Origin of the sequence: Planotetraspora sp. A-T 1434 (assembly GCF_025420585.1) — a bacterium.
Classification (GTDB): Bacteria; Actinomycetota; Actinomycetes; order Streptosporangiales; family Streptosporangiaceae; genus JAOEGB01.
Genome location: NZ_JAOEGB010000006.1, coordinates 43,089 through 65,482, shown reverse-complemented (window position 1 = coordinate 65,482; position 22,394 = coordinate 43,089). Strand labels below are relative to the sequence as shown.

The window sequence follows — 22,394 nt, the reverse complement described above, 5'->3', positions numbered from 1 at the left end:
GCGAGCGGTAGCCGGAACCGGCTACCGCTCGCGCCATCCCGTCGGCCGGGGTCAGGACACCTGCCGGCGGAGCGCTTCGTGCAACGGCTGGATCTCCTCGGGGGAGCGCTCGATCGACTGGAAGAAGGCGACGCTGGTGGCCAGCCCGCCGAACCGCTCGTAGATCTTGATGGCCGCCTCTTTTGAGCCGCCGACGATCGCGAAGGTCTCCAGCACCGAGTCGTCGATGGCGTCCGGCATCTCGGCCGCCCGCCCGGACCCGGCCAGCCGGTAGAGCTCGTCTTTCAGCCCGCCCAGGCCGTGCAGCTCGAGCACGGGCGCGTAGCTCGGAATGGAGGCGTAGTAGGCGATCGACTCTTTGGCCCGCCGGATCGCCGCGTGCAGCTCCCGCTCGTCGTCGGTCACGGCCACGATCGGCGTGACGTGGATCTCGAAGCCGTCCATGGACTTGCCGACCGCCTCGCGTGCCGCGCGCAGCGCGGGCAGGGTGACACCTTCCAGCAGCTCACGCGTGGTCATGATGTGGGCCAGGAACCCGTCCGCCAGCTCGCCGGCCACGCGCGTCATCATCGGCCCCACCCCGGCCAGCAAGATCGGCGGCGGGCCGTACGGGTTGGGCCCGGGGTTGAAGAACGGGCTCATGAGCGTGTGCCGGTAGAACTCGCCGCGGAAGCGCAGCCGCCCGTCGGTCGCGAAGCACTCCCAGATCGCCCGCAGCGCCAGGATGTACTCCCGCATCCTCGGCGCCGGGTTGGACCAGGGCATGTTGAAACGCTTGGTGATGTGCGTCTGCAGCTGCGAGCCGATGCCGAGCGCGAAACGCCCTCCGGACACCAGCTGCAAATCGTTGGCCAGCATCGCGGTCGTCATCGGGTTCCTGGCGAACACCACGGCCAGCCCCGTGCGGATGGCCGGCCGGCTGGTGCGCAGGGCCGCGGCGGTGAGGCCGACGAAAGGATCGTGCTGGGTCTCCGACATCCAAATCGAGTCGTAGCCGAGCTCTTCCGCCTCCTCCGCCCAGTCCCCGAATATCTCCGGCCCGGCCGTGATGCCGTGGAAATCAATTCGCATGGATGACCTCCTCGTCGAACGCTATTTCGGCACGATCAGAACACCCCGGCAATATCGGGGCCAGAGGGCCGGAGAAACATGTTTCTTTAGGCGGACGAGGGCCTGCCACTTAGGACGGACAACCCTTTCGGCGGCGACTTCCAGCTTGCCGCATCGGCGACATCCGCTGCGCTGGAGGCGACCCGTATGACCATTCTCGAGGACGGGAACTCGATGCCGGCGTGTCCACGAAGACGTCGATGCGCGCCCGCGTGGTGGAGCTGGAACGGCAACCGTATGGAGGGAGTCCCCGATGCGCCTGCAGGTCCTCGGCACCGCGGCCCCACACCCGGCGCACGCTGCATGCCCCGCTCGCGCTGGAGGTCGAGCCCGGGCGCGTCTATCTCCTCAAGGCCTCTCCCGACATCGGGCAGCAGATCGAGGACTGCGCCGGGCTCCGCCCGGAGGGCCGCCGATCGTCCTACAGGTCCCTGCGGAAGATCACACCTTGACCCCTTCCGATGCGCGGCCCCGCGCCGACTCCCGGTAGCCTCAAGGGCGACAGCTCGAAGGTGAGCCGCAGGGGAGAAGGAGAGACCGGTGTCAGGTCTGGTCGTCGCCATGGACGGTCCCTCGGGGTCGGGCAAGTCGAGCGCCTCGCGCGGGGTCGCGCGGGCGCTGAGCCTGCGCTATCTCGACACCGGCGCGATGTACCGCGCGATCACGTGGTGGATGCTGCAGCGGGGCGTCGACCCGGCCGATCCCGCGGCGATCGCCGCCCGGTCGGCCGAGCCCTCGCTTGCTGTGAGCACCGACCCGGACGCCCCCGGCATCACCGTGGACGGTGTCGACGTCTCGGGGCCGATCCGTGGCGCGGAGGTGACGAGCGCCGTGTCGGCTGTGAGCGCGGTCCCCGAGGTGCGCCGCCGCCTGGTGGCCCTGCAGCGGGAGATCATCGCGGAGTCCCTCCCGGGCGGCGGGGTCGTGGTGGAGGGCCGGGACATCGGCACGGTCGTCGCCCCGGACGCCGCAGTCAAGATCTACCTGACCGCGAGCGCCGAAGCCCGCGCCCAGCGCCGTACGGCCGAGCTGGACGGCACGACCGTAGAGGCGCAGAAGGCCGACATGGCGCGCCGCGACAGGCTGGACTCCACGCGCAAGGCCGACCCACTGACACCGGCGGCCGACGCGATCGAGCTGGACACCACGCCGCTGACCCTGGACGATGTGATCGCCGAGGTTCTGCGGCTCGTCAAGGAGCGAGCCTGATCCTCTCCGGGATCGGGAGAGGAAGCGATGGGCAGGGACGTGACGGGGGAAGAATACGGCGACGAGGGCGGCTGGATCGAGGCCGAACTCGCCGAGCTATCCGGTGACGAGGAGAAGGAGGAGCCCGACGCGGGCCCCCTTCCGGTCGTCGCCGTGGTGGGCCGCCCCAATGTGGGCAAGTCCACACTGGTCAACCGCATCATCGGCCGCCGCGAGGCCGTCGTGGAGGACGTGCCGGGCGTGACCCGCGACCGCGTCACCTACGAGGCGACCTGGCGGGGCCGCCGCTTCACGCTGGTGGACACCGGCGGCTGGGACCCGGACGCCACCGGCATGGCGCTGCGCATCGCGGAGCAGGCTCAGATCGCGGCCGAGCTGGCCGACGTGATCCTGTTCGTGGTGGACGCCAGCGTGGGCGTGACCGACTCCGACGAGGCCGTCGGGACCGTGCTGCGCCGCTCCGGCAAGCCCGTCGTGCTGGCGGCCAACAAGGTCGACAACCAGCAGATGGAGCTGGAGGCGGGCGGTCTCTGGTCGCTGGGCCTCGGCGAGCCGCAGCCCGTCTCCGCCCTGCACGGCCGGTCCAGCGGCGACCTGCTCGACGTGGTGCTCGACGCGCTGCCCGAGACGCCGCCGCAGACCTTCGGCGTCCAGCGCGGCCCGCGCCGGGTCGCCCTGCTGGGCAAGCCCAACGTGGGGAAGTCGTCGCTGCTGAACAAGGTGGCGGGGGAGGAGCGGGTGCTCGTCGACCCCATGGCCGGCACGACCCGCGACCCGGTCGACGAGCTGGTGGAGCTCGGCGGCAAGACCTACCGCTTCATCGACACCGCCGGCATTCGGCGCCGCGACAGGGAGCTGAAGGGCGCCGATTTCTACGCGGCCATGCGCACACGGGCCGCCCTGGAGCGCTCGGAGGTCGCCGTCGTCCTGATCGATGCCTCCGACGTGCTGACCGAGCAGGACCTGCGGATCATCAGCCTGGTCATCGAGTCGGGTCGCGCCATGGTCGTGGCGTTCAACAAGTGGGACCTCGTCGACGAGGACCGGCGCTACTACCTGGAGAAGGAGATCGACCGCCAGCTCGTCCGCACGCCGTGGGCGCTCCGGGTCAACGTCTCCGCGAAGACCGGCCGCCACCTCGAGAAGCTGACCCCGGCGATCGAGCGGGCGCTGGAATCCTGGGGCACGCGGGTGCCGACGGCCCGGCTCAACCAGTTCCTCACCGAGCTGGTGCAGGCCACGCCGCCGCCGGTGCGCGGCGGCAAGCAGCCGAAGATCCTTTTCGCCACGCAGGCGTCGACCGAGCCGCCCAAGTTCGTGCTGTTCACCTCGGGATTCCTGGAGGAGACCTACCGGCGCTTCCTCGAGCGGCGCATCCGTGAGGAGTTCGGCTTCGCCGGCTCCCCGATCGAGGTGACGATGAAGATCCGCGAGAAGCGCAAGAAGAAGTAGCGGCTCCCCGCCGCGCGGGGTAGGGCCTGCCCTACCAGGGAGACTCTCGGCCACGGGATCGATCGGGCGGGGCCGCGGGAAATAGCGTTGGGACCATGCGAAGACTGCTCCCCCGCCGCCTGGCCGGCGACACCGCCTACCTGCTGCTCCGGCTGCCCCTCGCGATCATCGCGTTCTGCCTCGTCATCGCCGGGATGTCGGCGGGCGCGGGGCTGCTGGTGGTCTGGGTGGGGGTGCCGGTCCTCGCCCTCACGATGCTCGTGGCGCGGGGGTTCGGCGACGTGGAGCGGGTGCGGTTGCGCGCGGTCCTCGGCAGGGACGTGGCCCGTCCCCGCTACCCGGCCGCGCCCCCGGACGCCGGCTGGCTCCGCCGGATGGTCACGCCGCTGACGGGCGGCCAGCCGTGGCTGGACGTGCTCCACGCCGTGGTCGCGTTCCCGGTCGCCATCGCGACGTTCTGCGTGACGGTGACGTGGTGGTCGGTGACGGTCTTCGGGCTGACATATCCCCTCTTCGGGTGGATCACCTCGAATATCCCCGGCAACCACCAGCTCCCCGAGCTGCTGGGCTTCGGCCGGGGCTATGTCGTGGACAGCGTGTTCTACGTTGTGCTGGGCGCGCTGGCTGGGCTCACCCTCTTTCCGGTCGTCCGCGGCTGTGCCGTACTGCAGGCGTCCCTGGGGAAGGCGCTGCTGACCGGCGTGGCGGAGCTGCGCGAGCGCATCGACGACCTGACCGAGGGGCGCAACGCCGCCGCCCACGCGGAAGCGGACGCGCTGCGCAGGCTGGAGCGGGACATCCACGACGGCCCGCAGCAGCGCCTCGTCCACCTGGCAATGGAGCTGTCCCGGGCCCAGCGCGAGCTGAAGAGGGACGCCTCGGCGGCCCATGCCACCATCGGGCAGGCCATCACCGCGACCCGCGAGACGCTCGACGAGCTCCGCGCCCTGTCACGCGGCATCGCCCCGCCCATCCTGGCCGACCGCGGCCTCGCCCCGGCACTGGCCGCCCTGGCGAGCCGCTGCACGGTCCCGGTGGAGCTCGACGTCCAGGTCGCGGAGCGGTTCCCCGCGCTGGTGGAGAACACGGTCTACTTCGTCACCGCGGAGGCGCTCGCCAACGTGGCCAAGCACAGCCGGGCCACGTCGTGCTCGGTCACCCTCGCGAGGATCGGCGACTCGCTGCTGCTGACGATCGGCGATGATGGGGTGGGCGGCGCGCACGTCGCCAAGGGGCACGGCCTGTCCGGCCTGGCAGACCGGCTGCGGGCGGTGGAGGGCGAGCTGGCCGTGCGGTCTCCGGCCGGCGGGCCGACGATGATCGTGGCGGAGGTTCCGTGCGGGTAGTGGTGGCCGATGACGCCGTCCTGATCAGGGAGGGCCTGGTCCGGCTCCTGGAGGAGTTCGGCTGCGAGGTCGTCGCGGCGGTCGGGACCGGGAGGGAGCTCGTCGAGGCCGTCGCCGGGCACCGGCCCGACGTGTCGGTGGTGGACGTGCGGATGCCGCCGACCTTCACCGACGAGGGGCTCAAGGCCGCGGTCGAGGCCAGGGAGAAGGTCCCGGGCACTCCCGTGCTGATCCTCTCGCAGTATGTCGAGGTGTCCTACGCCGAAGACCTGCTGGCGGACGCCCGCGGCGGGGTCGGCTACCTGCTCAAGGACCGCGTCGTCGACGTCGAGGAGTTCATGGACGGCCTGCGCCGCGTGGCGGCCGGAGGGACCGTCTTCGACCCTCAGGTGGTCGCGCAGCTGATGGTACGGCGCCGCCGCGACGACCCCCTCGCCTCGCTGACGCCGCGCGAGCGGGAGGTCCTGGCGCTGATGGCCGAGGGCAAGTCCAACCCGGCCATCGGTCGCCGGCTCGTCGTCACCGACGGCGCGGTGGAGAAGCACATCCGCGGCATCTTCGCGAAGCTCGGCCTCCACGCCGAGGACGGCGACCAGCACCGCCGCGTCCTGGCGGTGCTCGCCTACCTCCGCTCCTGATGCGCTCCTGAGGCTCTGGTCAGGCGGGCGTCAGGCGGGCGTCAGGCGGGGTGGTTGCCCGCGGAGACGTCGAAGGGGGTGGTGATCCCCTCGTAGGCCAGGTGGAACTCCATGCCCTGGGCGGCGTGGTTGAGGTCGTGGCAGTGCGACATCCAGATGCCTGGATTGTCCGCTACGAGGGCGACCTCCCAGACCTCGCCGGGAGCGACGTCGAAGGTGTCCATCAGCAGCCCGTTGGCCGGAACGCCGTCGCGGGACAGGATCTGGACGTGATGGCCGTGCGGGTGCATGGGATGGGTGTCCCTGCCCCGGTTCACGACCGTGATCTTGATGGTCTGGCCCTGCCGTACGAGCGGGGTGGGGATGTTGGGCCAGGCCTTGCCGTTGACCGTGTAGCCGAGCTTCGGCACGCCGTTCACGAGGGCCAGCGTCTTGTCGAGCACCCAGGTGACCTCCTGGTCGAACCGACCGGGCACCGGGACGCGCGAGCCGTACCGCGTGATGTCGACGACCGGCCCCGAGGCGGCGTCGGGGGCCGGGGCGTCGGGGCCCGGGGTCTTGATCAGCAGGCCGGGGTGGCCCTCGGCGGACAGCAGCACCGGACGGGACGGCATGGTGAACGTCAGGTCGTAGCGCCCGCCCGCCGCCAGGTGCAGGCGCTGCCCGGTCAGGTCCGTCGCCCCCGGCACGTCGCCGCCGTCCACCGCCGCGATCCGGTACGGCACGCCGCTCAGCCCGAGGGTCAGCGGCAGGGAGTCGGTGTCCACGATCCGGAGCCGTACGGGGCTGCCAGGGGGGATGCTCGCCGTGGCGCGCTCGTCGGTGGGCGCGGAGCCGTCGACCGACATCGTGAGGCGGTCGCCGAACGTGTGCAGCGCGACCGTGTGGTCCTCCTTCAGCGGCTGGGCGGGATCGACGATGAGCATCCCGAACAGGCCGCGCGGCACGGCCAGGCTGGAGTCCTGGTGGCTGTGGTACCAGTACGTGCCGGGATCGGTCGCCCGGAACCGGTAGACGTGCGACTGGCCGGGCTTCACCGCGTCCTGCGTCACGCCTGGGACGCCGTCCTCGCCGCCCGGCACGTCGTAGCCGTGCCAGTGGATGGTGACCGGCCGGCCGGGCAGCCGGTTGAGCAGGGTGACCTCCACCAGGTCGCCCTGGCGGACGCGTAACACCGGGCCGGGCACCTGGCCGTTGAACGACCACGCCTCGACCGTCCGCCCGGACGGCAGCCGGACCGTGGCGGGCTGCGCGGTGAGCGTGAACCGGCGGGCGTCCTTGCCGGAGGGGCCGAGCAGCTGGTCGATGGGGACGCCGAAGGCCGTCGCGTCGTGCCCGGCGTGCAGGTGGCCGCCGCCGGACCAGCTACCCGACACCGCCCAGATCAAGGCGACGAGGAGCACGCTCACCCCGGCGAGCCGCCACCGGCCGCCGGACCGGCGCCCGGCAGAGGGACGCCCGGGAGCGAGGAGCCGCCACGTGAGGGCGGAGGCGGCTGTGAAGAGGACGAGGACGGCCACGACCCCGCCGGCCGTGACGGGGTAGGAGATGGCGATGCCGCAGACGATCCCGGCGGCGGCTCCGTAGGCGGTCACCAGGAGGGGGAACGCGACGCGCCGGGCGGACGGTTCCGGGCCAGGCCGCAGCAGCCGGGGCAGGCTGATCACGGCCGAGGCGAGCGCCGGGACGACGACCAGCGGCAGGGCGAGGGTCACCTTCTCGGCGGCGAACCACCAGCCGGCGCGGGCGAGGCCCACGGTGACGAGCACGCGGAGGGCGGTCACGGCGATCGCCGCGGCGCACAGCGCCGCGGCGGCCAGAAAGGTGCGGCGGGCGGCCTCGCGAGGCTGCCGCGCCGCGGTCAGGGCCACGCCCCCGGCCGCGGCCCACACTGCCGCGACCAGGATGAACAGGATCTGATCGAGGGCGATCAGCTGGGCAGTCGTCACGCTGGGGTGGTCACCTCGGTGCCGGACCGCGTGAGGACGGTGTCCTTCGCCAGGGCGCGGGCCTTGCGGACCAAGATAACGGCCACGGCGAGGATCGCCACCCCGTCGAGAGCGTGGAAGCCCATGACGGCGAGGGCGGCGGTGGTCGTCTTCGTCTCCGTCGCGCCGGCGATCTCGGCCAGCGGGAAGATGACGAACAGCTGTACCGCGACGAGCACGAACGGCACGATCGACAGGCCGACGAGCCTGCCGCCGGCCTTGGCGAGCGCGGCGGCGATGGTGACGATTATCGAGATCACCGGGATGATCATCGTGCCGTTGATGATGTGGTAGCCGATGGCGGCGTTGGGATCGCCGGGCGCCGGATGAGGGATCTCGAACGCGCCGAAGGTGGCGAAGTAGAACTGGGCGAGCACGGCGACGAGCTGCAGCACCGTCAGCACGAAGTAGGCCTTGCGCATGGGGGGCTCCTCAGAAGCGAGCGGAAAGCCCCGGGGGTTCTGCGGGGCCGTACGGACTTGCGTCTTACGGGGCCATGGTGGAGCGCCGGGCGTCCCGGGCGCATGGGACAGTCGTCCCTGCCGGACCGGGAAATCCGCACCGCCGCCCGGTTCGGCGTCGGCGCCTGCCGGTCAGGACGGGTGGGCATCCGCGACGGGACCGCCGACCATGCTCTTGTCACGCTCGCGCCGCGGGAGGGTGAGGGCCGTCACCGCGCCGATGGCGCACAGACCCGCCGTGATCAGGAAGATCTCGGAGTATTCGAGGTGAAGAGCCGCCCGGACCCTGGCGGTGTAGTCGGCCAGCCTCCTGGCGTACTCCACCGCGTCCACACCGATCGGCAGCGGCGTGTCGAGCTTCGCCGTGAGTGACTGGAAGCGGTGGAAGCCCCAGGCCGACAGGGCCGCCACGCCGAGCAGCATGCCCATCATCCGCGCCACCACGACCGCCGCCGACGCCACCCCGTGCTGTACGGCGGGCACGACCCGCAGCACCGCCGACGAGACCGGCGCGATGACGGCGCCCAGCCCGAGCCCGGCGACGACCAGGTCGGCGTCCACCCGCCAGCCGGCCGCGGCCAGGTCGGCGGGCCAGCGGGAGATCAGGAGGTAGCCGGCGGCGGCGACCGCCATCCCGGCCACGGCCACCGGCCGCTCGCCGAAGCGCCGGGTCAGCGCCCCGCCGAGGAACGCCGCGACGGCCAGCGCGGCCAGGAAGCGGGTCAGGACGAGCGCGCCGCCCACGGTGTCCTTGTCCAGGAGCGTCTGCGCGGCCAGTTGCACGTCCACGAGCGTGACCAGCAGCGCCGCTCCGGCGAGGAAGCTCACCGCGAGCGTCCCGAGCAGCGGCAGCCGGGGCACGCCCGTCAGGTCGAGCAGGCGCACCGGCGAGCGGACCTCCCACGCCACGAACAGCACCGCCGCCACCACCCCCGCCGCCACGCACGGCAGGCCCCACGGCGGCAGCACCGACCGGTCCGGCGACGGGTTGTAGAGCCCCGCCACCAGCAGGCCCAGCGCGAGGGCGAGCAGCACCCCGCCGCCCACGTCGACCCGGGCCGTGCCGTACGGCTCCCGCCTCGCGGGCACGCTGCGGTGCACCGCCACGGCGGCGAGCAGGGCGAGCGGCACGTTGATCCAGAAGATGCCCCGCCAGCCGGCGAGTGCGGCCAGGCCGGCTCCGTAGACGGGGCCGAGCACGCTGCCGAGTTCCTGCGCCGCCCCGATGGTCCCGAGCGCCACCGGGCGGGAGCGCTCGTCCCACAGGTCGCCGACGAGCGCCATCGTGATCGGCAGCAGCGCGCCGCCCGCCACGCCCTGGAGCGTACGGCCCGCCACCAGGCCCGGCACGTCCTGGGCCAGCGCCGTGACCAACGACCCGGCGGCGAACCCGCCCAGGCAGGCGTGGATGAGCGGGCGCCTGCCGTACCGGTCGGAGAGCTGGCCGAGCAGTGGCATCGCCGCGACGTAGCCGAGCAGGAAGCCCGTGACGGTCGGCGTCGCGCGCTCCAGGTGGTTCAGCGGGACGCCGACGTCCTTGGCGAGGTCGACGAGGACGGTCACGACCACGTACGCGTCGAGGGCGGCGAGAAGCACGGCGGTGCCGCCGACGCCGAGCGCGACGCGGCGGCTCTCCACGGTCATTTCGGGGGCGGTCATGACGCGGGCGGCGTGATCGTCACGGGCGCGTCGTAGTCCGAGAGGGTGACGGCGACCGAGCCGCCGTTGAGCGGAAGGTCGATCTTGACGAGCCTGCTGGTGGCCTTGTCTATCCACAGGGTTCCGTTGACGCCCTGCTGGACACCGGGGATGAGCTTGGCCAGGACCTGCTGGGCCAGCGTCACCGCCACGCGGTAGGCGTCCGCGCCGCCGACCTTCTCGACCGCCTCCGACCGGGGGTCCTTCGCCGTGGACAGCAGCTCGGGCACGCCGGTCAGCACCGCCGACGGGTCGTAGATGGCGGCGAGTTGCTGGCGGGTCATCGTCTGGAAGCCGCCGGTCGGGCCCTTGAAGTGCACCGTGTCACCGGCCAGCACGAACTCGAACTCCTGCAGCCCGCCGAAGTCGATCTGCAGCGTGCCCTTGGCGTCGCCCTCCTTGGTCAGGCTGCCCTCGGCGTGCCTGACGGGGACGGCGGGGCGGTCCTTGGTCTCGATCGTGAAGGCGACGGTCTTGACGGTCTTCATCGCCTCCGCGGACCTCTTCAGCAGGTCTGCGCCGCTGGGGATCGCGGCCTCGCTCTTGGAGCTGCAGGCCGTCGCGAGCAGGAGAGCGGCCATGACCAGCCAGACGATTCTTCTCACACGCGGATCGTAGCGATCGGTCCACGGCGGCACGCGTTTGTGCGCGTATCGGTTTGGCGCACCCGCCCGATCGGACGAGGGCCTCACCTGGCGGAGCGGATCTCCTGGAGGTGGTCGACGACCTGCGTGTAGATCTCCTCCACGGTGGCCACCTGAGCCGGGGTGAGGAGGTCGATGAAGTGACCGCGGACACTGGCCACGTGGTCGGGGGCCACCCGCCGGATGGTGTCCCAGCCGTAGCCGGTCAGGACGGCGAACGTGCCGCGCCGGTCGTCCTCGCAGTGCTCCCTGATCACCAGGCCGGCCGCCTCCATGCGGGAGATCTGGTGCGACAGCCTGCTGCGGGACTGGATGGTGGCGTCGGCGAGCTCGCTCATGCGCATTCGATGATCGGGACTCTCGGATAGGTTGACGAGGATCTCGTAGTCGCTGAGTGACAGCCCGAACTCCTGCAGCTCCCGGTCGAGCTGGTGGGACAGCAGCCGGTGGGCGGCGAGGTGAGCGCGCCACGCGCGCTGCTCCTGCGGGCTGAGCCAGCGGGGGTCTTCCATGTGCAAAGCATAAGATCGCAGGGGCCGGGCAGAGCGGACGGAGTGGCGATGGGCGAGAACGGGAACGGGAACGGGAACGGCGAGAGTCTCGGCACGGTTCTGGTGGCGGGCGCGGCCAACCTCGCCATCGCGCTGGCGAAGCTGGTCGCCGGCCTCATCAGCGGGTCGTCGTCGATGCTCTCCGAGGCCGCCCACTCGGCCGCGGACACCATCACCGAGGTGCTGCTCTTCACCGCGATCCGGCACGGCGAGCGCCCCGCCGACCGGCGGCACCCGCTGGGGCACGGCTCGGCCAGCTATCTGTGGGCCATCGTCGCGGCCGGGTTCACCCTGGTGGGCGGCGCCGGCTTCTCGCTCACGCACGGGTGGCACACGATCACTCATGGCGAGGACCTGGGCGACATCGGGATCTCCTACATCGTGCTCGCCGTGTCCTTCGCCATCGAGTCGGTCTCCCTGTGGAAGGGCCTGTCGCAGCTCCGCAAGGAGGCCGGCCGGTGGCAGGTGAGCTCCGGGCGGCTGCTCAGGCGGACGGCCGACACCATGCTCAAGGCGGTCATCTACGAGGACATCGCCGCGCTGGTCGGCATCGCGATCGCGGGCGCCGGTCTCGGGACGGCGCAGCTCACCGGCTCGTCCGTCTGGGACGGGATCGCGTCGATCGCCATCGGCCTGCTGCTGCTCGTGGTGGCGCTCGTCCTCATCAGGACCAACGCCTCGCTCCTCATCGGTCAGGCGGCCCCCGCGATGCTGCAGGAGGAGATCCGGGCCGTGCTCGTGGCGCAGCCGGAGGTCGAGGCGGTGGTCGAGCTCGTGACGCTGATGATCGGGCCCAACCAGATCATGGTCGCGGCCAAGATCGACTTTCTGGACGAGACCACCGGCGAGCGGCTGGAGCTGGCCTCCGACCAGTTGGAGCGGTGCCTGACCGAGCGGTTCCCGGAGATCAGGCAGGTGTTCCTCGACCCGACGCCCGGCCGGTCAGCCCCCCAGCAGGCGTAGCTTCGCGGGCTCGTCCGTGATCGCGGTGGCGATCACCGTGCCCGCCGTCCATTCGAGCAGGTGGCGCCCCTCCCATTCAAGGCTCCCGGACGGGAGGTCATCGACGGGAAGCCCGGACAGGTCCACGTCCCGAAGCCGGTCGAGGGCCAGCTCCCCGCGCTTCACCAGCGCCTCCTTGCGCACCCACTGCCGGATGAGCTTGCGGTTGTCCCGCCCCACCAGCGCCGACTCGGCCGGTGTCAGCGCGAGCGCGGCGAGGTTCTCGTCCGCAGGGCCGCCCGTCGCGTGCTCGGCGTCCACGCCGATCCTGCCGGGGCCCGCGGCCGCGCACACGTATCCGGACGTGTGGGCCAGGCTGATCGACAGCTCGGGCTCCTCGGCCAGCCACGGCCGCCCGTGGGCCTGGCCGCAGCGATCGCACCGCTGGACGACCGTGAGCATGCAGGCCCGGGTGCCCAGGATCTCGGCCGCGCAGTGCCGTACGAGCAGGTGGGCCGCGACGAAGTCGAGGCGGTCCTGCTTGCGGGTGAACCGTTCCGCGCGGGTGCGCTCCGCCTCGGTGAGCGTGCCTCCGACGACGTCGAGCACTTCGTCGGTGTAGCCGGCCACGGCCAGTGGGGGGCGCACCTGATCACCCTATGGGACCTATGTGACGACCGGGTGAACTGGCGGCATGGGAACGGCCGATTACCGGCCCTGCTCCGGCGAGGCCCCCGGACCCGAGGGGACCACCGTGCCGTCGGGCTTGGTCAGGGTCTCACTGGCCGCGCCCACCGCGTTGACGTCGTCGACCAGCCACCTGCCCCTGCTCCGCACCAGCTTCATCTCCAGGTAGGTGCCGAGCATCCGCCGGGTGCCCGTGTCGCTCGTCACCTGGGAGTCGAACACCGCGATCGCCCTGGCCCGCGACCCGTCGATCTCACCGACGTAAACGTCGCGCACCGACGCGACGGCCGTCGCCCTGAGCTTGCTGATCACTCCCTCGAGCCCGCCGGTGAACGCCTCGTCATAGGTCTTGGCGAAGTCCTCACCCGCCAGCCCGAGCACCCGGTCGCGGGCGACCTGCAGGTCAGCGTGGTCGTAGCTGAGCAGGGCCCGCCCGAAGGCGCTCGCCGCCGTGGCCACCTCCCGCCGCGTCGTCCCCTCCTCCTGCAGGGCTCCGGCCCGCCGCCACTCCAGCACCCCGGCCGTCACGGCCCCGGCCAGCGCCAGCGCGGTCAGCGCCCCGATCGCCCTGGCCCGCCAGGAAGTCGCCGTACGGGACGTCTCCGGCGCGGCGGTCTCTTCAGGGAGCTTCGTCGTCATGGTTCTCGCCTCCTCGGGGCTTCGGGGACTGGGGGTTTCGGGGACTCGGGGGTTTTGGGGACTCGGGGGTTTTGGGGACTCGAGGGCTTCGGGGACTGGGGCTCGGGGCAGTGGCGGAGCGGAGGGACGGCGGGCGGGCGGATGGGCCGCCGGTATTCCTCCGGCTCCCGGGGCCCGCCGGGCACGCTGAAGATGAACGCGGCCCTGGCGTACGTGCCCTCGGGGCGGACGTCGCCGACGTCGTCCATCAGCGCGAGCGCGGTCGGCACGACGCCGAGGACATGGCGGATGTACCGCTCGTTCCGCCTGGTGAAGACGATTCCGTTGTGCGTCCCCAGCGCGGTGAGGGCGCAGGACAGCCCCGGCCGCGAGGCGCGGAGGAGGCGGTCGATCCGCCGGAGCGTGCCCGGAGCTCGGTCGAGGAACGCGTTCAGGTCCTCCCGCGACCGCCGCAGCGACGCGGTCACCTCGTGCAGGTCGGCGAGGCCCGTGGCGAGCTCGCCCCGCTTGCTCGCGAGCGTGCCGGTCAGCCGGGTGAGCTGTGCCGAGAGGTCGTCGAGCAGGCCGGAGCTCCGGGCGAGGGTCCCGGTCAGGTCGTGGGCGTCGTCGATGACGTCCCGGACGGAGCCCTCCCGGCCGTCGAGCCCGGTGGCCAGCTCGTGGACGATCGTGTGGGCGTCCTCCGGCGGCACCGCCCTGAGCAGCCTGCCCACGCCGTCGAAGAGCCTCCGGTAGCCGGGCGGCACCGACGTCCTGCTCAGCGGGATCACGTCGCCCGCCGCCAGCGTCCCCCCGCCGGCCCCCGAGGCCGGGGGCGACAGCTCGACGTACGGCTCGCCGACGGCGGACTTCCGCCTGACCTCGGCCGTGACGTCGCGCGGCAGGCGGACGTCCCGGTCGATGTCGAGACCCGTCACGATCTCGCCTGGCGCGAGCCGTACATCGCCGATCTTGCCCACGCGGACGCCGAGGTAGGCCACGTCGAACCCGGGGACGAGGCCGGGGGAGGAGGTGAACTCGGCGCTCACCCGGTAGGGCCGGGTCAGCGCGTCCAGCTCGATGACACTGGTGAACGCCCAGACCGTCATGACGACGCCCAGCAGCGCGAAGAACGCCAGGTTGACCGCGATGCGGGGCTTCATCGGCCGCTCACCGCCCGCTCACCCTGCCCTGCTGCTTGCCCTGCCGCTCACTGGGCCGCTCACTGGGCCGCTCACTGGGTGGTTCGGTCGGGGGCCGCAGGAGCAGCGCGAAGCCGCCGGGTCCGGTGATCCGCAGCGGGGTGTCCCCGAGGAGCCCGGTGTTCGGCAGCGGGGTGTCCCCGAGGAGCCCGGTGTTCCGCGGCTTGTCCGCGAGCGGGCCGGTGAGCGCGGCGGGCCCGGCGAGGCCCCTCAGCCAGAGGTAGACGAGCAGCCGGCCGTTCGCGGTGACAGGCGGCGCGTCGATCCACTTCCGCAGCTCGGCCACGAGTTCCTTGAGGTCCGCCCTGCCGCGCAGCATGGCGGTCGTCACGGCGTCGAGCCGGGTCAGGAGCGTCCGCAATCGCGCCGCGTGACGCGGGTGGAAGAGCGCGTTGCCCGTGCGGGCGAGCCCGGTCAGCGCCACGATCGTCTTCTTGATGTGGTGGCGGCCGTGGGCGAGCCGCGCGGTGGCCCGCTCCAGCGTGCCGGGCAGCCGGTCGAGCTCCCCGCCGCCCTTGGCCAGGTCGTGGCCCAGCCTGCCGAGCCCGTCGATCGTCCGGGCGAGGTCGTGCCGGGCGGCGGAGTAGCTCGCGGTCACCTCGGTCGTCCGGCTGATCAGCCGGTTGAGGTCCCGGCCCTTCCCGCCGAAGGCGGTGGACGCGGCCGAAAGGATCGCGTTGACGTCCTGCGCGCCGAGGGCGTCGATCAGCGGCCCGGCCTTCTGGGTCACCTGCTCGATATCGGGCCGGACGGAGGTCCTCGTGATCGTCGCTCCATCGGCGAGGAACGGCCCCGTGGCCAGATCGCGGCCGGGCGGCGGGTCGAGCGCGACGTAGTTCTCGCCGAGGATCGACGTCTTGGCGACGGTCGCGGTCGTGCCTTCGGGCATCCTCCGCTGGACCGACATGGTGACCCTGGCCCGGTACCCGTCGAGGCGGACATCGGTCACCGTGCCGATCGGCACGCCCGACACCCGCACGCCGTGCCCCGCGACCAGGCTCTGGACGTCGTCGAAGGTCGCGCTGAGCGTGTGGCCGCCCATCGGCGCGCCCGCAGTCTGGATCGATCCCGCGGTCTGGATCGAGCACGCCGCCGTCAGCAGTGCGGCGGCCAGCGTGAGGGGCGGCCTCATCGGGTGCTCCTGTCGCAGTTGGCGAGCGGGCCGGGAAGGCAGCGCGCCTCGCCGAGCCTCCCCGGCAGGACGAGCGTGTCGAAGAGCGGCCGCAGCCACGCACGTGTCATCGGGCTCAGCGCCACGCGGATCTTCATCAGGTGGTTCGTCCGGTCCCAGGAGTCGATCACCACGTCGGCGAAGCGGGACGCGCTGGAGATCGCCCGGGAGACCGACTCGCTGTCGGCCTTCAACGTCAGGATCAGCTCGGCCACCGAGGCGACTCCGCCCGGCAGGCGCTCCTGGTAGGCCTGGACCAGCACGTCGCCCTTCCGCACGAAGGCGGCGAGTCCCCTGATGAAGCGCCGGATCCGCACGCGCTCCTCGGCCAGCGTCGCGGCGGCCCCGGCGAACCCGTCGATCGCCGTACGGACCTGGCCCTCCCTGCGGTTGAGGGACGCCGCCAGGTCGCGCAGCCCGGCGGCCAGTTCGATGAGCTCCTCGTCCTGCCCGGAGAGGGTTCTGGTCAGTTCGGCGGTGCCGGACAGCGCCCGGTTGATCTCCCTGCCCCGGCCGTCGAGGCTCGTGGCGAGGTCACCCGCCACAGCGCCCACCCTGCCGGGGTCGAGCGCGTCGGTCAGTTTCGTGAACGCGGCCAGCGCGTCGTCGATCTCCACCGGGAGGTCCGTACGCTCCAGGGGGATGATCGCGCCCGGCCTCAGCCTCGCCTCGCCCGGCTTCCACGGCGGGTAGAGGACGACGCTCCGCTCACCCAGCGTGTTCTGCGGCGCGATCGCCGCCTTGACGCCCGGCGGCAGCGGCACCTCGCCGATCACGGTCATCTCGACCCTGACCCGCCGGCCCTCCACCCGGATCCGGTCGACGCGTCCCGCGTCGACTCCCAGGACCTTCACCTTGGCCTGCTCGTAGAGGGACGGCGCCGCCGCGAAATAGGCCACGACCCGGTACGGCCCCGCGTCCCGGGACACGACCGTGAGCCGGAGAATCGAACACCCGCCGGTCAGCAGCACGAGGACGAGGGCCGCCGCAATCCCCAGGTTGACCGGATGTCTCCGCTTCACCGGCCGCTCGGGCGCGGTGTCGGCGGGTCGCGGTCCTTTGGCGTTCATCGCGGCTCACCTGCCGTCTCTGAGGCCGCCGAGGACCCCGGGGTCGATCGGCCCGAGGCCGGTGGTGACGGCCTCGATCCACGGGCCGTGGCCGCCGATGCCGGACAGGCCGGAGAACGCCGGGCCGACCCACGCGAGCGTGGCGTTGAGGTCTTCGTCCCCCTGTTCCAGCGTGCCGCCGATCGCGCTCACGTCGTCGATCACCGCCAGCAGGCTCTTTTCGTGCCTGTCGATGAGAGCCGACATGCGGGCCACGAGATCGCTGCCGCCGCCCAGCAGGGTGCGCAGCTCGCCGCGGCGCCGCCGCAGCTCGGCCAGCATGATCTGGATGGAGTCGACGAGCCGGCCCAGCTCCTTGTCCTTGCGCCGGACCAGATCCATGATCTTGGTGCCGTTGCCGATGAGCCTCCGCAGCTCCGGCCGGCTCCGGCTGATGACGCCGGACAGCTCGCCGATGTCGGCGAGCAGCCGGGTCATCCGGCCCTTCCTGCCCGGTCCGATCCGGGCGAGCTCGTCGAGGAGCCGGTCCACGGCCTTGGTGTCGAGCCGCCGCACCACCCCCGTGGCGTCCTTGAGCGCGTCCGTGACCAGCACCGGCGTGCCGGTCCGCTCCAGCGGCACCACGCGCCCCGACTCCGGAAGCCGGTCGAGGTACGGCGGGGCGGCCGGGCCGCTGAGCCTGACGTAGCGGCCACCGAGCAGGTTCGACAGGGTGATCTCCGCGCGGGTTCGCCGCCCCAGGTGGACGCCGTCATCCACCTTCCAGGTCACCACCACGACGCCGCGAGAGTAGTCCGGCCGGACCTCGGTCACTCTGCCGACGACCACACCCGCGACGCGCACGTCGTTGCCCGCCTTCAGGCCACCAGAGTCGGCGAAGACGCCCGACATGCGGTAGCCGCCCTCGAAGACGCCCAGTGTGCCGACGAGGAAGGTTCCCGCCAGGATCGCGGCGAAGACCCCGAGCGAGACCAGGCCGACGGCGACCCTGTCGCGGTCGCGGAACGACTTGAGCGCCATTCACTCACCCACCATGAGCGCGCGCAGGCCGGCGCCCGTCAGCCTGGCGCTTCCGCGCAGCGGCGGCGGAGTGCTCATGCCGTACGGGCAGGGCGGCGGCCCGAGCGCCACGCAGGGAACGGCCGTGGTGACGAACCGTCCCCGGCTCGTCGTCGCGTAGGCGCGGGCGAGGAGCGGCTGGAGCCTCGTCATGGCCGACCGGATGTCGGCCACGTGCCGCCGCAGGCCGCCGGTGAGCCCGCCGAGGTGGTCGATCACCGTGCCGAGTTGCTCCGCGTTGGACCCGAGAACGAGGTCCGAGGTGTGGACCGTCGCGGACAGCTCCACCAGCGCGTCGTCGACGGCCTTCTGGTTAGCGGCGAAGGCGTCGCTCAGGGTCACAAGATTGCGGACCAGCCGGCCGATCTGCCTGTCGCGGCGCGCGACGACGCCGGTGACGGTGGCGTAGTCGCCGAGCATCCGCTCGATGACCTTCTTCCGCTCGACGATCGTGGCGGTGACGTCGTCGAGGCCCGCGACGAGCCGGGGGATGTTCCTCTCGTTGCCGTCGAGCGCCTGACCGGCGGCGGTGAGGAGCCGGTTGATCTGGCCGGGGTCGAGGCTGCGGGTCAGCGGGCCGAGGTCCTGCACCAGCCGGCCGATGTCCACGACCGAGGCGGTGTGAGTGATCCGCGCGCCGTCCGTCAGATGGCCGGTCGCGGTGCCGGGCAGCAGGTAGACGACCCGCTGGCCGATCGCGTCGCGCCACCGCACGGCGGCCTCGCTGTCCGATGGGACCCTGACGGCCCGCTCGACCGCCATCGTGACCTCGGCTCGGCCGTCCAGGACCTTGATCGTCTCGACCTGCCCCACGGGAGCTCCGGCGATCTTCACCTGGTCGCCCTCGCGCAGCCCCGACACGTCGTCGAACACGGCCACCAGCCGGTAGACCGGCCCGGTCTGAAGGCGGGCGATGCGTGCGCCGATCAGGCCGAGCAGCCCAGCCGTGACGAGGGCGAACACCGCGAACCACCCCAGCGCGCGTCGCCTCATCGGTCGCTCACCTCGTCTCGCGGGTGTGGGGACGTCCGGCGCGCCGCTCGCTCGCCCGGTTCGCTCCGGTGCCTCATCGGCCGCTCACCTCGTCTCGCGGGGAGGGCCCTCCCGGGTCGCAGAGGCCGGCGAGGAGCTGACAGGGATCGGTGAGAACGTACGCCTCGACCCCGAGCTGCCTCGTCCCGTCCGGGCCGGGGGCCGCGATCAGCCGGTTCAGCGTGGCGAGCAACCTCGTCAGGCCGCGCACGCCGTCCCCGGCGATGCCGAGCTGGTCGTAGACGACGCGGACGGCCCGCTCTCCCGAACTGACCGCCGCCCTGAGGTCGCCGCCGTGCTTCTTCAGACCGTGCGCCGTCAAGCTCGAGATGGAGTCCAGCTCGGCGAGAATCGCCCGGACCTCATCGGCACGGGCGACCAGGTCCGGCGTCACCGCGTTCGTGTCGGCCGCGATCCCGACGATGTCGCCGCCCTTCGACGCCAGGGCCGTGCTGAGATCGCCCGCGTCATGGAGGAACTTCGCGGCGTCCGTCCTGTGCCGGTAGGCCACGTCCAGGACCGTCCCGGCGTTGCCAACCAGGTCACGCAGCTCGCCGCCCTTCCCGTCGAGCCCGCGGCCGAGCGTGTGCGCGATGACGGCCACCTCCTGTGGGTTCACCGCGCTCAGCGCGCTGTAGGCGTCGCCGAACGAGTCGGACAGGTCCGCGGGATCCTCGGTCCTGGTGATCGCCGCGCCATCCGGCAGGTACGGCCCGGAGCCCTCGTGACCACCGGGGATGAGGTTGACGAACTTGGGGCCGAAAACCGACGACGGCTCGATCGAGGCGGCGGCCGAGTCCGGCACGCGGACGCCGGGATCCACGCGCAGGGTCAGCACCGCGCGTCCCCTGTCGTCGAGGTCGACCGAGGTCACGCCGCCGACGGTGACGCCGCGGATCTTGACGGGGGAGGAGGTGTCCAGCCCCTGCCCGGCATGGCCGAACTCGGCCGTGTAGCGGACGCCCTCGGCGCCCGTGACCTTCCGTACGACGAGGGCCCCGGCGGCGGCGACCGCGGCGACGGTGAGGACGGCCACACCGAGCCGTACGCCGAGCCGTACACCGGGAGAGGGGTGGCCGCCGGTCATCCGGTCAGCCTCACGCTTCCGCCGTTCCCCCAGAACAGGGTGGAGAGCAGTAGGTTCAGCACGACGATCGTGATGATCGACTGCCGGATGGCCCGACCGGCCGCGAGTCCCACGCCCACGGGCCCGCCGGTGGCGTGGAACCCGTGATAGCAGTGGATGACGACCACCGCGAACGCGAAGACCGCCACCTTGGTCACGCTGTAGACGATGTCGATCACCGGCAGGTAGAGGTGGAAGTAGTAGTCGTAGCCGCCCGGGGCCATGCCGAAGACCTCCACGCACATGAAACGGGTCGCGAAGAAACTGGCGAACAGGGCGATCAGGTAGATCGGGATCAGTGCCGCCAGCGCCGCGACCACCCGGGTGCAGACGAGATAGGTGAAGGCGTCGATCCCCATCACCTCAAGAGCGTCGATCTCCTCGGAGATCCGCATCGCGCCCAGCTCGGCGGTGTACGCGGAGCCGACCTGGGCCGCCAGCGCGGTCGCGGCGATGATGGGCGTGATCTCGCGGACGTTGGCGAAGCTGCTCACCAGGCCCATGAACGACTCGGCCCCGATCGCCTGGAGGCCCTGGTAGCCCTGGAGGCCGACGGTCGCGCCGACGAAGAAGGCCATCGTGAAGACCACGAGCACCATGCCGCCGCCGACGATCGTGGCCCCGACGCCGACGACCACGTCGCTGATCTGGCGGAGCACGACCTTGGGGAACCTGAGTCGCAGCACGATGTCGCGGGCGCTGTAGAACACGACCTTCCCCGCGAACAGCGTCCAGCCGGCCGGCGATGCCAGCCGTTCGAGCAGTTCGCGCGGCAGCCGGGACGGACCGGGCCCGGTCTCCGCGCCGGGGACCGTCGCCATCAGACCCCCCTCGGCGGGTAGGCGAGGAAGTAGACGGTCGAGATCACATAGTTCAGCGTGAAGACCAGCAGGAACGTCAGGACGGTCGCCCTGTTGACCGCGCGGCCCACGCCGACCGGGCTGGTGTCGCAGGTCATGCCCATGTGGCAGGAGACGATCGCGGCGGCGAACCCGAAGACCCACGCCTTGAACAGCGTGACCAGCAGGTCGCTCAGGACGAGCAGCCGCGTGGCGCCGTCGAAGTACGCCCCCGGGGTCACGCCCTGGACGACGACGTTGAAGAAGTAGCCGCCGGCGGCCGCCGCGAGGATGACGAGCGGGACCAGCAGGACGGCGACCGTGCTGGACGCCCAGAGCCGGGGGGTGACCAGCCGGTGGATCGGGTTGACGGCCATGACCTCCATCGCGGCCAGTTCGTCGCGGATGTGCCTGGCCCCGATGTCGGACGTCATCGCGGATCCGCCCGCTCCCGCGATGAGGAGCGCGGACGCCATCGGGGCGACCTCCCGGACCGTGCCGGTGAAGACGGCCTGCCCGGTGACGGAGGAGGCGCCGAGCTGCCAGGCGAGGTCCCCCACCTGGAGAGCGACGGTCGCGCCCAGCGGCAGCGAGACCAGCAGGACGGGGACGCTCGTGACCCTGGTCAGGAACCAGCACTGCTCGGCGAACTCCCAGAACCAGCTCCGGACGTCCCAGGTGCGGCGGAATCCCTCCAGCGCGAGGACGAAGACGTCGCCGACCCACAGGAGGCCGCCCGCCCTGCCGCCCGCCCTGCCGCCCGCCCTGCCGCCCGTCCTGCCGGTTGCCGTCCGTGTCGTCATGACCACCCCATAGGTCGCCTATGAAGCAGTCACCTTACTGACGTGTTGTCCAGTAAGTCGGCGCTTTTGGCAAACTGTGTGCGACGGACACGATACGGAGAGTGCATATCGGTTCAAAGGCCATCAAGGGAGAGCCGGTTGACGGCCAGGGCTCCGGACAAGGGAAGGGTGATATTTTCCATGCCCTGGGTCAGGGGACTTGACGGGGTTGGGCAAGCACTGTTGCCTGGGAAAACAGGCTTTGCCGCTCCCGCCGTACGGCCGGAGCGAGAGACGGGGTTCGCCCCCCGGAGCCCCGGAAAGGCGGTGTCGATTGCTCATCGGCTCGATCTTGCAGGCTAAGGGAACCAGTGTGGCGACGGTCCCCCCTGATGCCACGGTCACCGAACTACTGGCCACGCTGGCCAAGCTCAACATCGGTGCGGTGGTGGTGTCGGAGGACGGCGTGACCATCGCGGGAATCGTCTCCGAACGTGACATAGTACGGCGGCTGCACGAGCGCGGGGCCGACATTCTCACCCAGCCGGTGTCGTCCATCATGACGTCGGAGGTCCGTACCTGCGGTCCAGACGCGAACGTGGACGAGCTTCGTCGCACCATGACCAATCACCGCGTGCGGCACGTCCCGGTCGTGCGGGACGGCAGGCTCGCGGGCATCGTGAGCATCGGTGACGTCGTGAAGGTCGCCATCGAGGAGCTGGAAACCGAGAAGGACGCCCTCGTCGGCTACCTCAGGAGGTAGCGGCAG

23 protein-coding genes are annotated in these 22,394 nt (G+C 71.7%); 7 read left to right on the top strand and 16 right to left on the bottom strand.

All coding sequences use genetic code 11. The features are described 5' to 3' along the window. Positions 1 to 51: 51 nt before the first annotated feature. Positions 52 to 1,071, bottom strand: coding sequence for a TIGR03617 family F420-dependent LLM class oxidoreductase (locus tag N5079_RS09795; RefSeq protein WP_261583287.1), 1,020 nt, complete (start codon positions 1,069 to 1,071; stop codon positions 52 to 54). 221 nt (positions 1,072 to 1,292) lie between these two features. Here N5079_RS09795 and N5079_RS09790 point away from each other — a divergent pair, with 221 nt between their 5' ends. From N5079_RS09790 to N5079_RS09770, 5 genes are all read left to right on the top strand, one after another. Continuing rightward, a complete protein-coding gene (locus N5079_RS09790) occupies positions 1,293 to 1,562 on the top strand; it encodes a hypothetical protein (RefSeq protein WP_261583286.1) in 270 nt (89 codons plus the stop codon). 88 nt (positions 1,563 to 1,650) lie between these two features. After that, the gene (gene cmk / locus N5079_RS09785; RefSeq protein WP_261583285.1) at positions 1,651 to 2,319 is read left to right on the top strand and encodes a (d)CMP kinase; all 669 of its coding nucleotides are present in this window, start codon (positions 1,651 to 1,653) and stop codon (positions 2,317 to 2,319) included. A 27-nt stretch (positions 2,320 to 2,346) separates the two neighbouring features. Continuing rightward, the gene (der, locus tag N5079_RS09780; protein ID WP_261583284.1) at positions 2,347 to 3,771 is read left to right on the top strand and encodes a ribosome biogenesis GTPase Der; all 1,425 of its coding nucleotides are present in this window, start codon (positions 2,347 to 2,349) and stop codon (positions 3,769 to 3,771) included. A gap of 95 nt (positions 3,772 to 3,866) precedes the next feature. After that, positions 3,867 to 5,117: a sensor histidine kinase gene (locus tag N5079_RS09775; protein ID WP_261583283.1), complete on the top strand. Its 1,251-nt coding sequence runs from the start codon at positions 3,867 to 3,869 to the stop codon at positions 5,115 to 5,117. After that, positions 5,108 to 5,755, top strand: a complete 648-nt coding sequence (locus tag N5079_RS09770; protein ID WP_261583282.1) for a response regulator — start codon at positions 5,108 to 5,110, stop codon at positions 5,753 to 5,755. The genes N5079_RS09775 and N5079_RS09770 overlap by 10 nt, the downstream gene beginning before the upstream one ends. A gap of 41 nt (positions 5,756 to 5,796) precedes the next feature. Here N5079_RS09770 and N5079_RS09765 read toward each other — a convergent pair whose 3' ends face one another. The 5 genes from N5079_RS09765 to N5079_RS09745 form a co-directional block, all read right to left on the bottom strand. Continuing rightward, positions 5,797 to 7,704 carry a multicopper oxidase family protein gene (locus N5079_RS09765; protein ID WP_261583281.1) on the bottom strand — a complete coding sequence of 636 codons (1,908 nt, stop codon included), beginning with the start codon at positions 7,702 to 7,704 and terminating at the stop codon, positions 5,797 to 5,799. Further along, positions 7,701 to 8,165 carry a DUF6220 domain-containing protein gene (locus N5079_RS09760; RefSeq protein ID WP_261583280.1) on the bottom strand — a complete coding sequence of 155 codons (465 nt, stop codon included), beginning with the start codon at positions 8,163 to 8,165 and terminating at the stop codon, positions 7,701 to 7,703. Before N5079_RS09760 ends, N5079_RS09765 begins: the two co-directional genes overlap by 4 nt. Before the next feature lie 171 nt (positions 8,166 to 8,336). Then, positions 8,337 to 9,863, bottom strand: coding sequence for an MFS transporter (locus N5079_RS09755; RefSeq protein ID WP_261583279.1), 1,527 nt, complete (start codon positions 9,861 to 9,863; stop codon positions 8,337 to 8,339). Continuing rightward, positions 9,860 to 10,507, bottom strand: coding sequence for an LppX_LprAFG lipoprotein (locus tag N5079_RS09750; protein ID WP_261583278.1), 648 nt, complete (start codon positions 10,505 to 10,507; stop codon positions 9,860 to 9,862). Before N5079_RS09750 ends, N5079_RS09755 begins: the two co-directional genes overlap by 4 nt. A gap of 83 nt (positions 10,508 to 10,590) precedes the next feature. After that, on the bottom strand, positions 10,591 to 11,058 hold the full coding sequence (locus tag N5079_RS09745; protein ID WP_261583277.1) for a MarR family winged helix-turn-helix transcriptional regulator: 468 nt from the start codon (positions 11,056 to 11,058) through the stop codon (positions 10,591 to 10,593). Positions 11,059 to 11,106: 48 nt separating this feature from the next. Here N5079_RS09745 and N5079_RS09740 point away from each other — a divergent pair, with 48 nt between their 5' ends. Then, positions 11,107 to 12,060 (top strand): cation diffusion facilitator family transporter, encoded by a 954-nt coding sequence (locus N5079_RS09740; RefSeq protein ID WP_261583276.1) that lies wholly within the window; start codon positions 11,107 to 11,109, stop codon positions 12,058 to 12,060. On the opposite strand, the gene N5079_RS09735 is transcribed toward N5079_RS09740, so the two are convergent. The 10 genes from N5079_RS09735 to N5079_RS09690 all read right to left on the bottom strand — a co-directional run bounded on the left by N5079_RS09735 (position 12,040) and on the right by N5079_RS09690 (position 21,646). After that, the gene (locus N5079_RS09735; protein ID WP_261583275.1) at positions 12,040 to 12,687 is read right to left on the bottom strand and encodes a 4'-phosphopantetheinyl transferase family protein; all 648 of its coding nucleotides are present in this window, start codon (positions 12,685 to 12,687) and stop codon (positions 12,040 to 12,042) included. The two genes, N5079_RS09740 and N5079_RS09735, sit on opposite strands and share 21 nt — an antisense overlap. A 60-nt stretch (positions 12,688 to 12,747) precedes the next feature. Further along, positions 12,748 to 13,365 carry a hypothetical protein gene (locus N5079_RS09730; RefSeq protein ID WP_261583274.1) on the bottom strand — a complete coding sequence of 206 codons (618 nt, stop codon included), beginning with the start codon at positions 13,363 to 13,365 and terminating at the stop codon, positions 12,748 to 12,750. Beyond that, positions 13,362 to 14,507, bottom strand: coding sequence for an MCE family protein (locus N5079_RS09725; RefSeq protein ID WP_261583273.1), 1,146 nt, complete (start codon positions 14,505 to 14,507; stop codon positions 13,362 to 13,364). The genes N5079_RS09730 and N5079_RS09725 overlap by 4 nt, the downstream gene beginning before the upstream one ends. A gap of 7 nt (positions 14,508 to 14,514) precedes the next feature. Continuing rightward, the gene (locus N5079_RS09720) at positions 14,515 to 15,678 is read right to left on the bottom strand and encodes an MCE family protein (RefSeq protein WP_261583272.1); all 1,164 of its coding nucleotides are present in this window, start codon (positions 15,676 to 15,678) and stop codon (positions 14,515 to 14,517) included. Continuing rightward, positions 15,675 to 16,787: an MCE family protein gene (locus N5079_RS09715; protein WP_261583271.1), complete on the bottom strand. Its 1,113-nt coding sequence runs from the start codon at positions 16,785 to 16,787 to the stop codon at positions 15,675 to 15,677. The genes N5079_RS09720 and N5079_RS09715 overlap by 4 nt, the downstream gene beginning before the upstream one ends. Positions 16,788 to 16,793: 6 nt before the next feature. After that, entirely contained in the window at positions 16,794 to 17,807 is a 1,014-nt protein-coding gene (locus tag N5079_RS09710) for an MlaD family protein (RefSeq protein WP_261583270.1), read from the bottom strand. Further along, complete coding sequence (locus N5079_RS09705) at positions 17,808 to 18,839, bottom strand: MCE family protein (protein WP_261583269.1); 1,032 nt, start codon at positions 18,837 to 18,839, stop codon at positions 17,808 to 17,810. A 73-nt stretch (positions 18,840 to 18,912) separates the two neighbouring features. Beyond that, positions 18,913 to 19,965, bottom strand: coding sequence for an MlaD family protein (locus N5079_RS09700; RefSeq protein WP_261583268.1), 1,053 nt, complete (start codon positions 19,963 to 19,965; stop codon positions 18,913 to 18,915). Further along, complete coding sequence (locus N5079_RS09695) at positions 19,962 to 20,825, bottom strand: ABC transporter permease (RefSeq protein WP_261583267.1); 864 nt, start codon at positions 20,823 to 20,825, stop codon at positions 19,962 to 19,964. The genes N5079_RS09700 and N5079_RS09695 overlap by 4 nt, the downstream gene beginning before the upstream one ends. Then, positions 20,825 to 21,646: an MlaE family ABC transporter permease gene (locus N5079_RS09690; protein WP_261583266.1), complete on the bottom strand. Its 822-nt coding sequence runs from the start codon at positions 21,644 to 21,646 to the stop codon at positions 20,825 to 20,827. The genes N5079_RS09695 and N5079_RS09690 overlap by 1 nt, the downstream gene beginning before the upstream one ends. A gap of 313 nt (positions 21,647 to 21,959) precedes the next feature. On the opposite strand from N5079_RS09690, the gene N5079_RS09685 reads away from it, so the two are divergent. Beyond that, the gene (locus N5079_RS09685) at positions 21,960 to 22,388 is read left to right on the top strand and encodes a CBS domain-containing protein (RefSeq protein WP_261583265.1); all 429 of its coding nucleotides are present in this window, start codon (positions 21,960 to 21,962) and stop codon (positions 22,386 to 22,388) included. Positions 22,389 to 22,394: the final 6 nt, after the last annotated feature.

Coding starts and splice junctions, on each gene's coding strand:
- N5079_RS09710 (WP_261583270.1), bottom strand. CDS start 17,807: ATGGCGCTCAAGTCGTTCCGCGACCGCGACAGGGTCGCCGTCGGCCTG.
- N5079_RS09760 (WP_261583280.1), bottom strand. CDS start 8,165: ATGCGCAAGGCCTACTTCGTGCTGACGGTGCTGCAGCTCGTCGCCGTG.
- N5079_RS09755 (WP_261583279.1), bottom strand. CDS start 9,863: ATGACCGCCCCCGAAATGACCGTGGAGAGCCGCCGCGTCGCGCTCGGC.
- N5079_RS09695 (WP_261583267.1), bottom strand. CDS start 20,825: ATGGCGACGGTCCCCGGCGCGGAGACCGGGCCCGGTCCGTCCCGGCTG.
- N5079_RS09745 (WP_261583277.1), bottom strand. CDS start 11,058: ATGGAAGACCCCCGCTGGCTCAGCCCGCAGGAGCAGCGCGCGTGGCGC.
- der (WP_261583284.1), top strand. CDS start 2,347: ATGGGCAGGGACGTGACGGGGGAAGAATACGGCGACGAGGGCGGCTGG.
- N5079_RS09795 (WP_261583287.1), bottom strand. CDS start 1,071: ATGCGAATTGATTTCCACGGCATCACGGCCGGGCCGGAGATATTCGGG.
- N5079_RS09705 (WP_261583269.1), bottom strand. CDS start 18,839: ATGAGGCGACGCGCGCTGGGGTGGTTCGCGGTGTTCGCCCTCGTCACG.
- N5079_RS09720 (WP_261583272.1), bottom strand. CDS start 15,678: ATGAGGCCGCCCCTCACGCTGGCCGCCGCACTGCTGACGGCGGCGTGC.
- N5079_RS09740 (WP_261583276.1), top strand. CDS start 11,107: ATGGGCGAGAACGGGAACGGGAACGGGAACGGCGAGAGTCTCGGCACG.
- N5079_RS09775 (WP_261583283.1), top strand. CDS start 3,867: ATGCGAAGACTGCTCCCCCGCCGCCTGGCCGGCGACACCGCCTACCTG.
- N5079_RS09725 (WP_261583273.1), bottom strand. CDS start 14,507: ATGAAGCCCCGCATCGCGGTCAACCTGGCGTTCTTCGCGCTGCTGGGC.
- N5079_RS09690 (WP_261583266.1), bottom strand. CDS start 21,646: ATGACGACACGGACGGCAACCGGCAGGACGGGCGGCAGGGCGGGCGGC.
- N5079_RS09700 (WP_261583268.1), bottom strand. CDS start 19,965: ATGACCGGCGGCCACCCCTCTCCCGGTGTACGGCTCGGCGTACGGCTC.
- N5079_RS09730 (WP_261583274.1), bottom strand. CDS start 13,365: ATGACGACGAAGCTCCCTGAAGAGACCGCCGCGCCGGAGACGTCCCGT.
- N5079_RS09715 (WP_261583271.1), bottom strand. CDS start 16,787: ATGAACGCCAAAGGACCGCGACCCGCCGACACCGCGCCCGAGCGGCCG.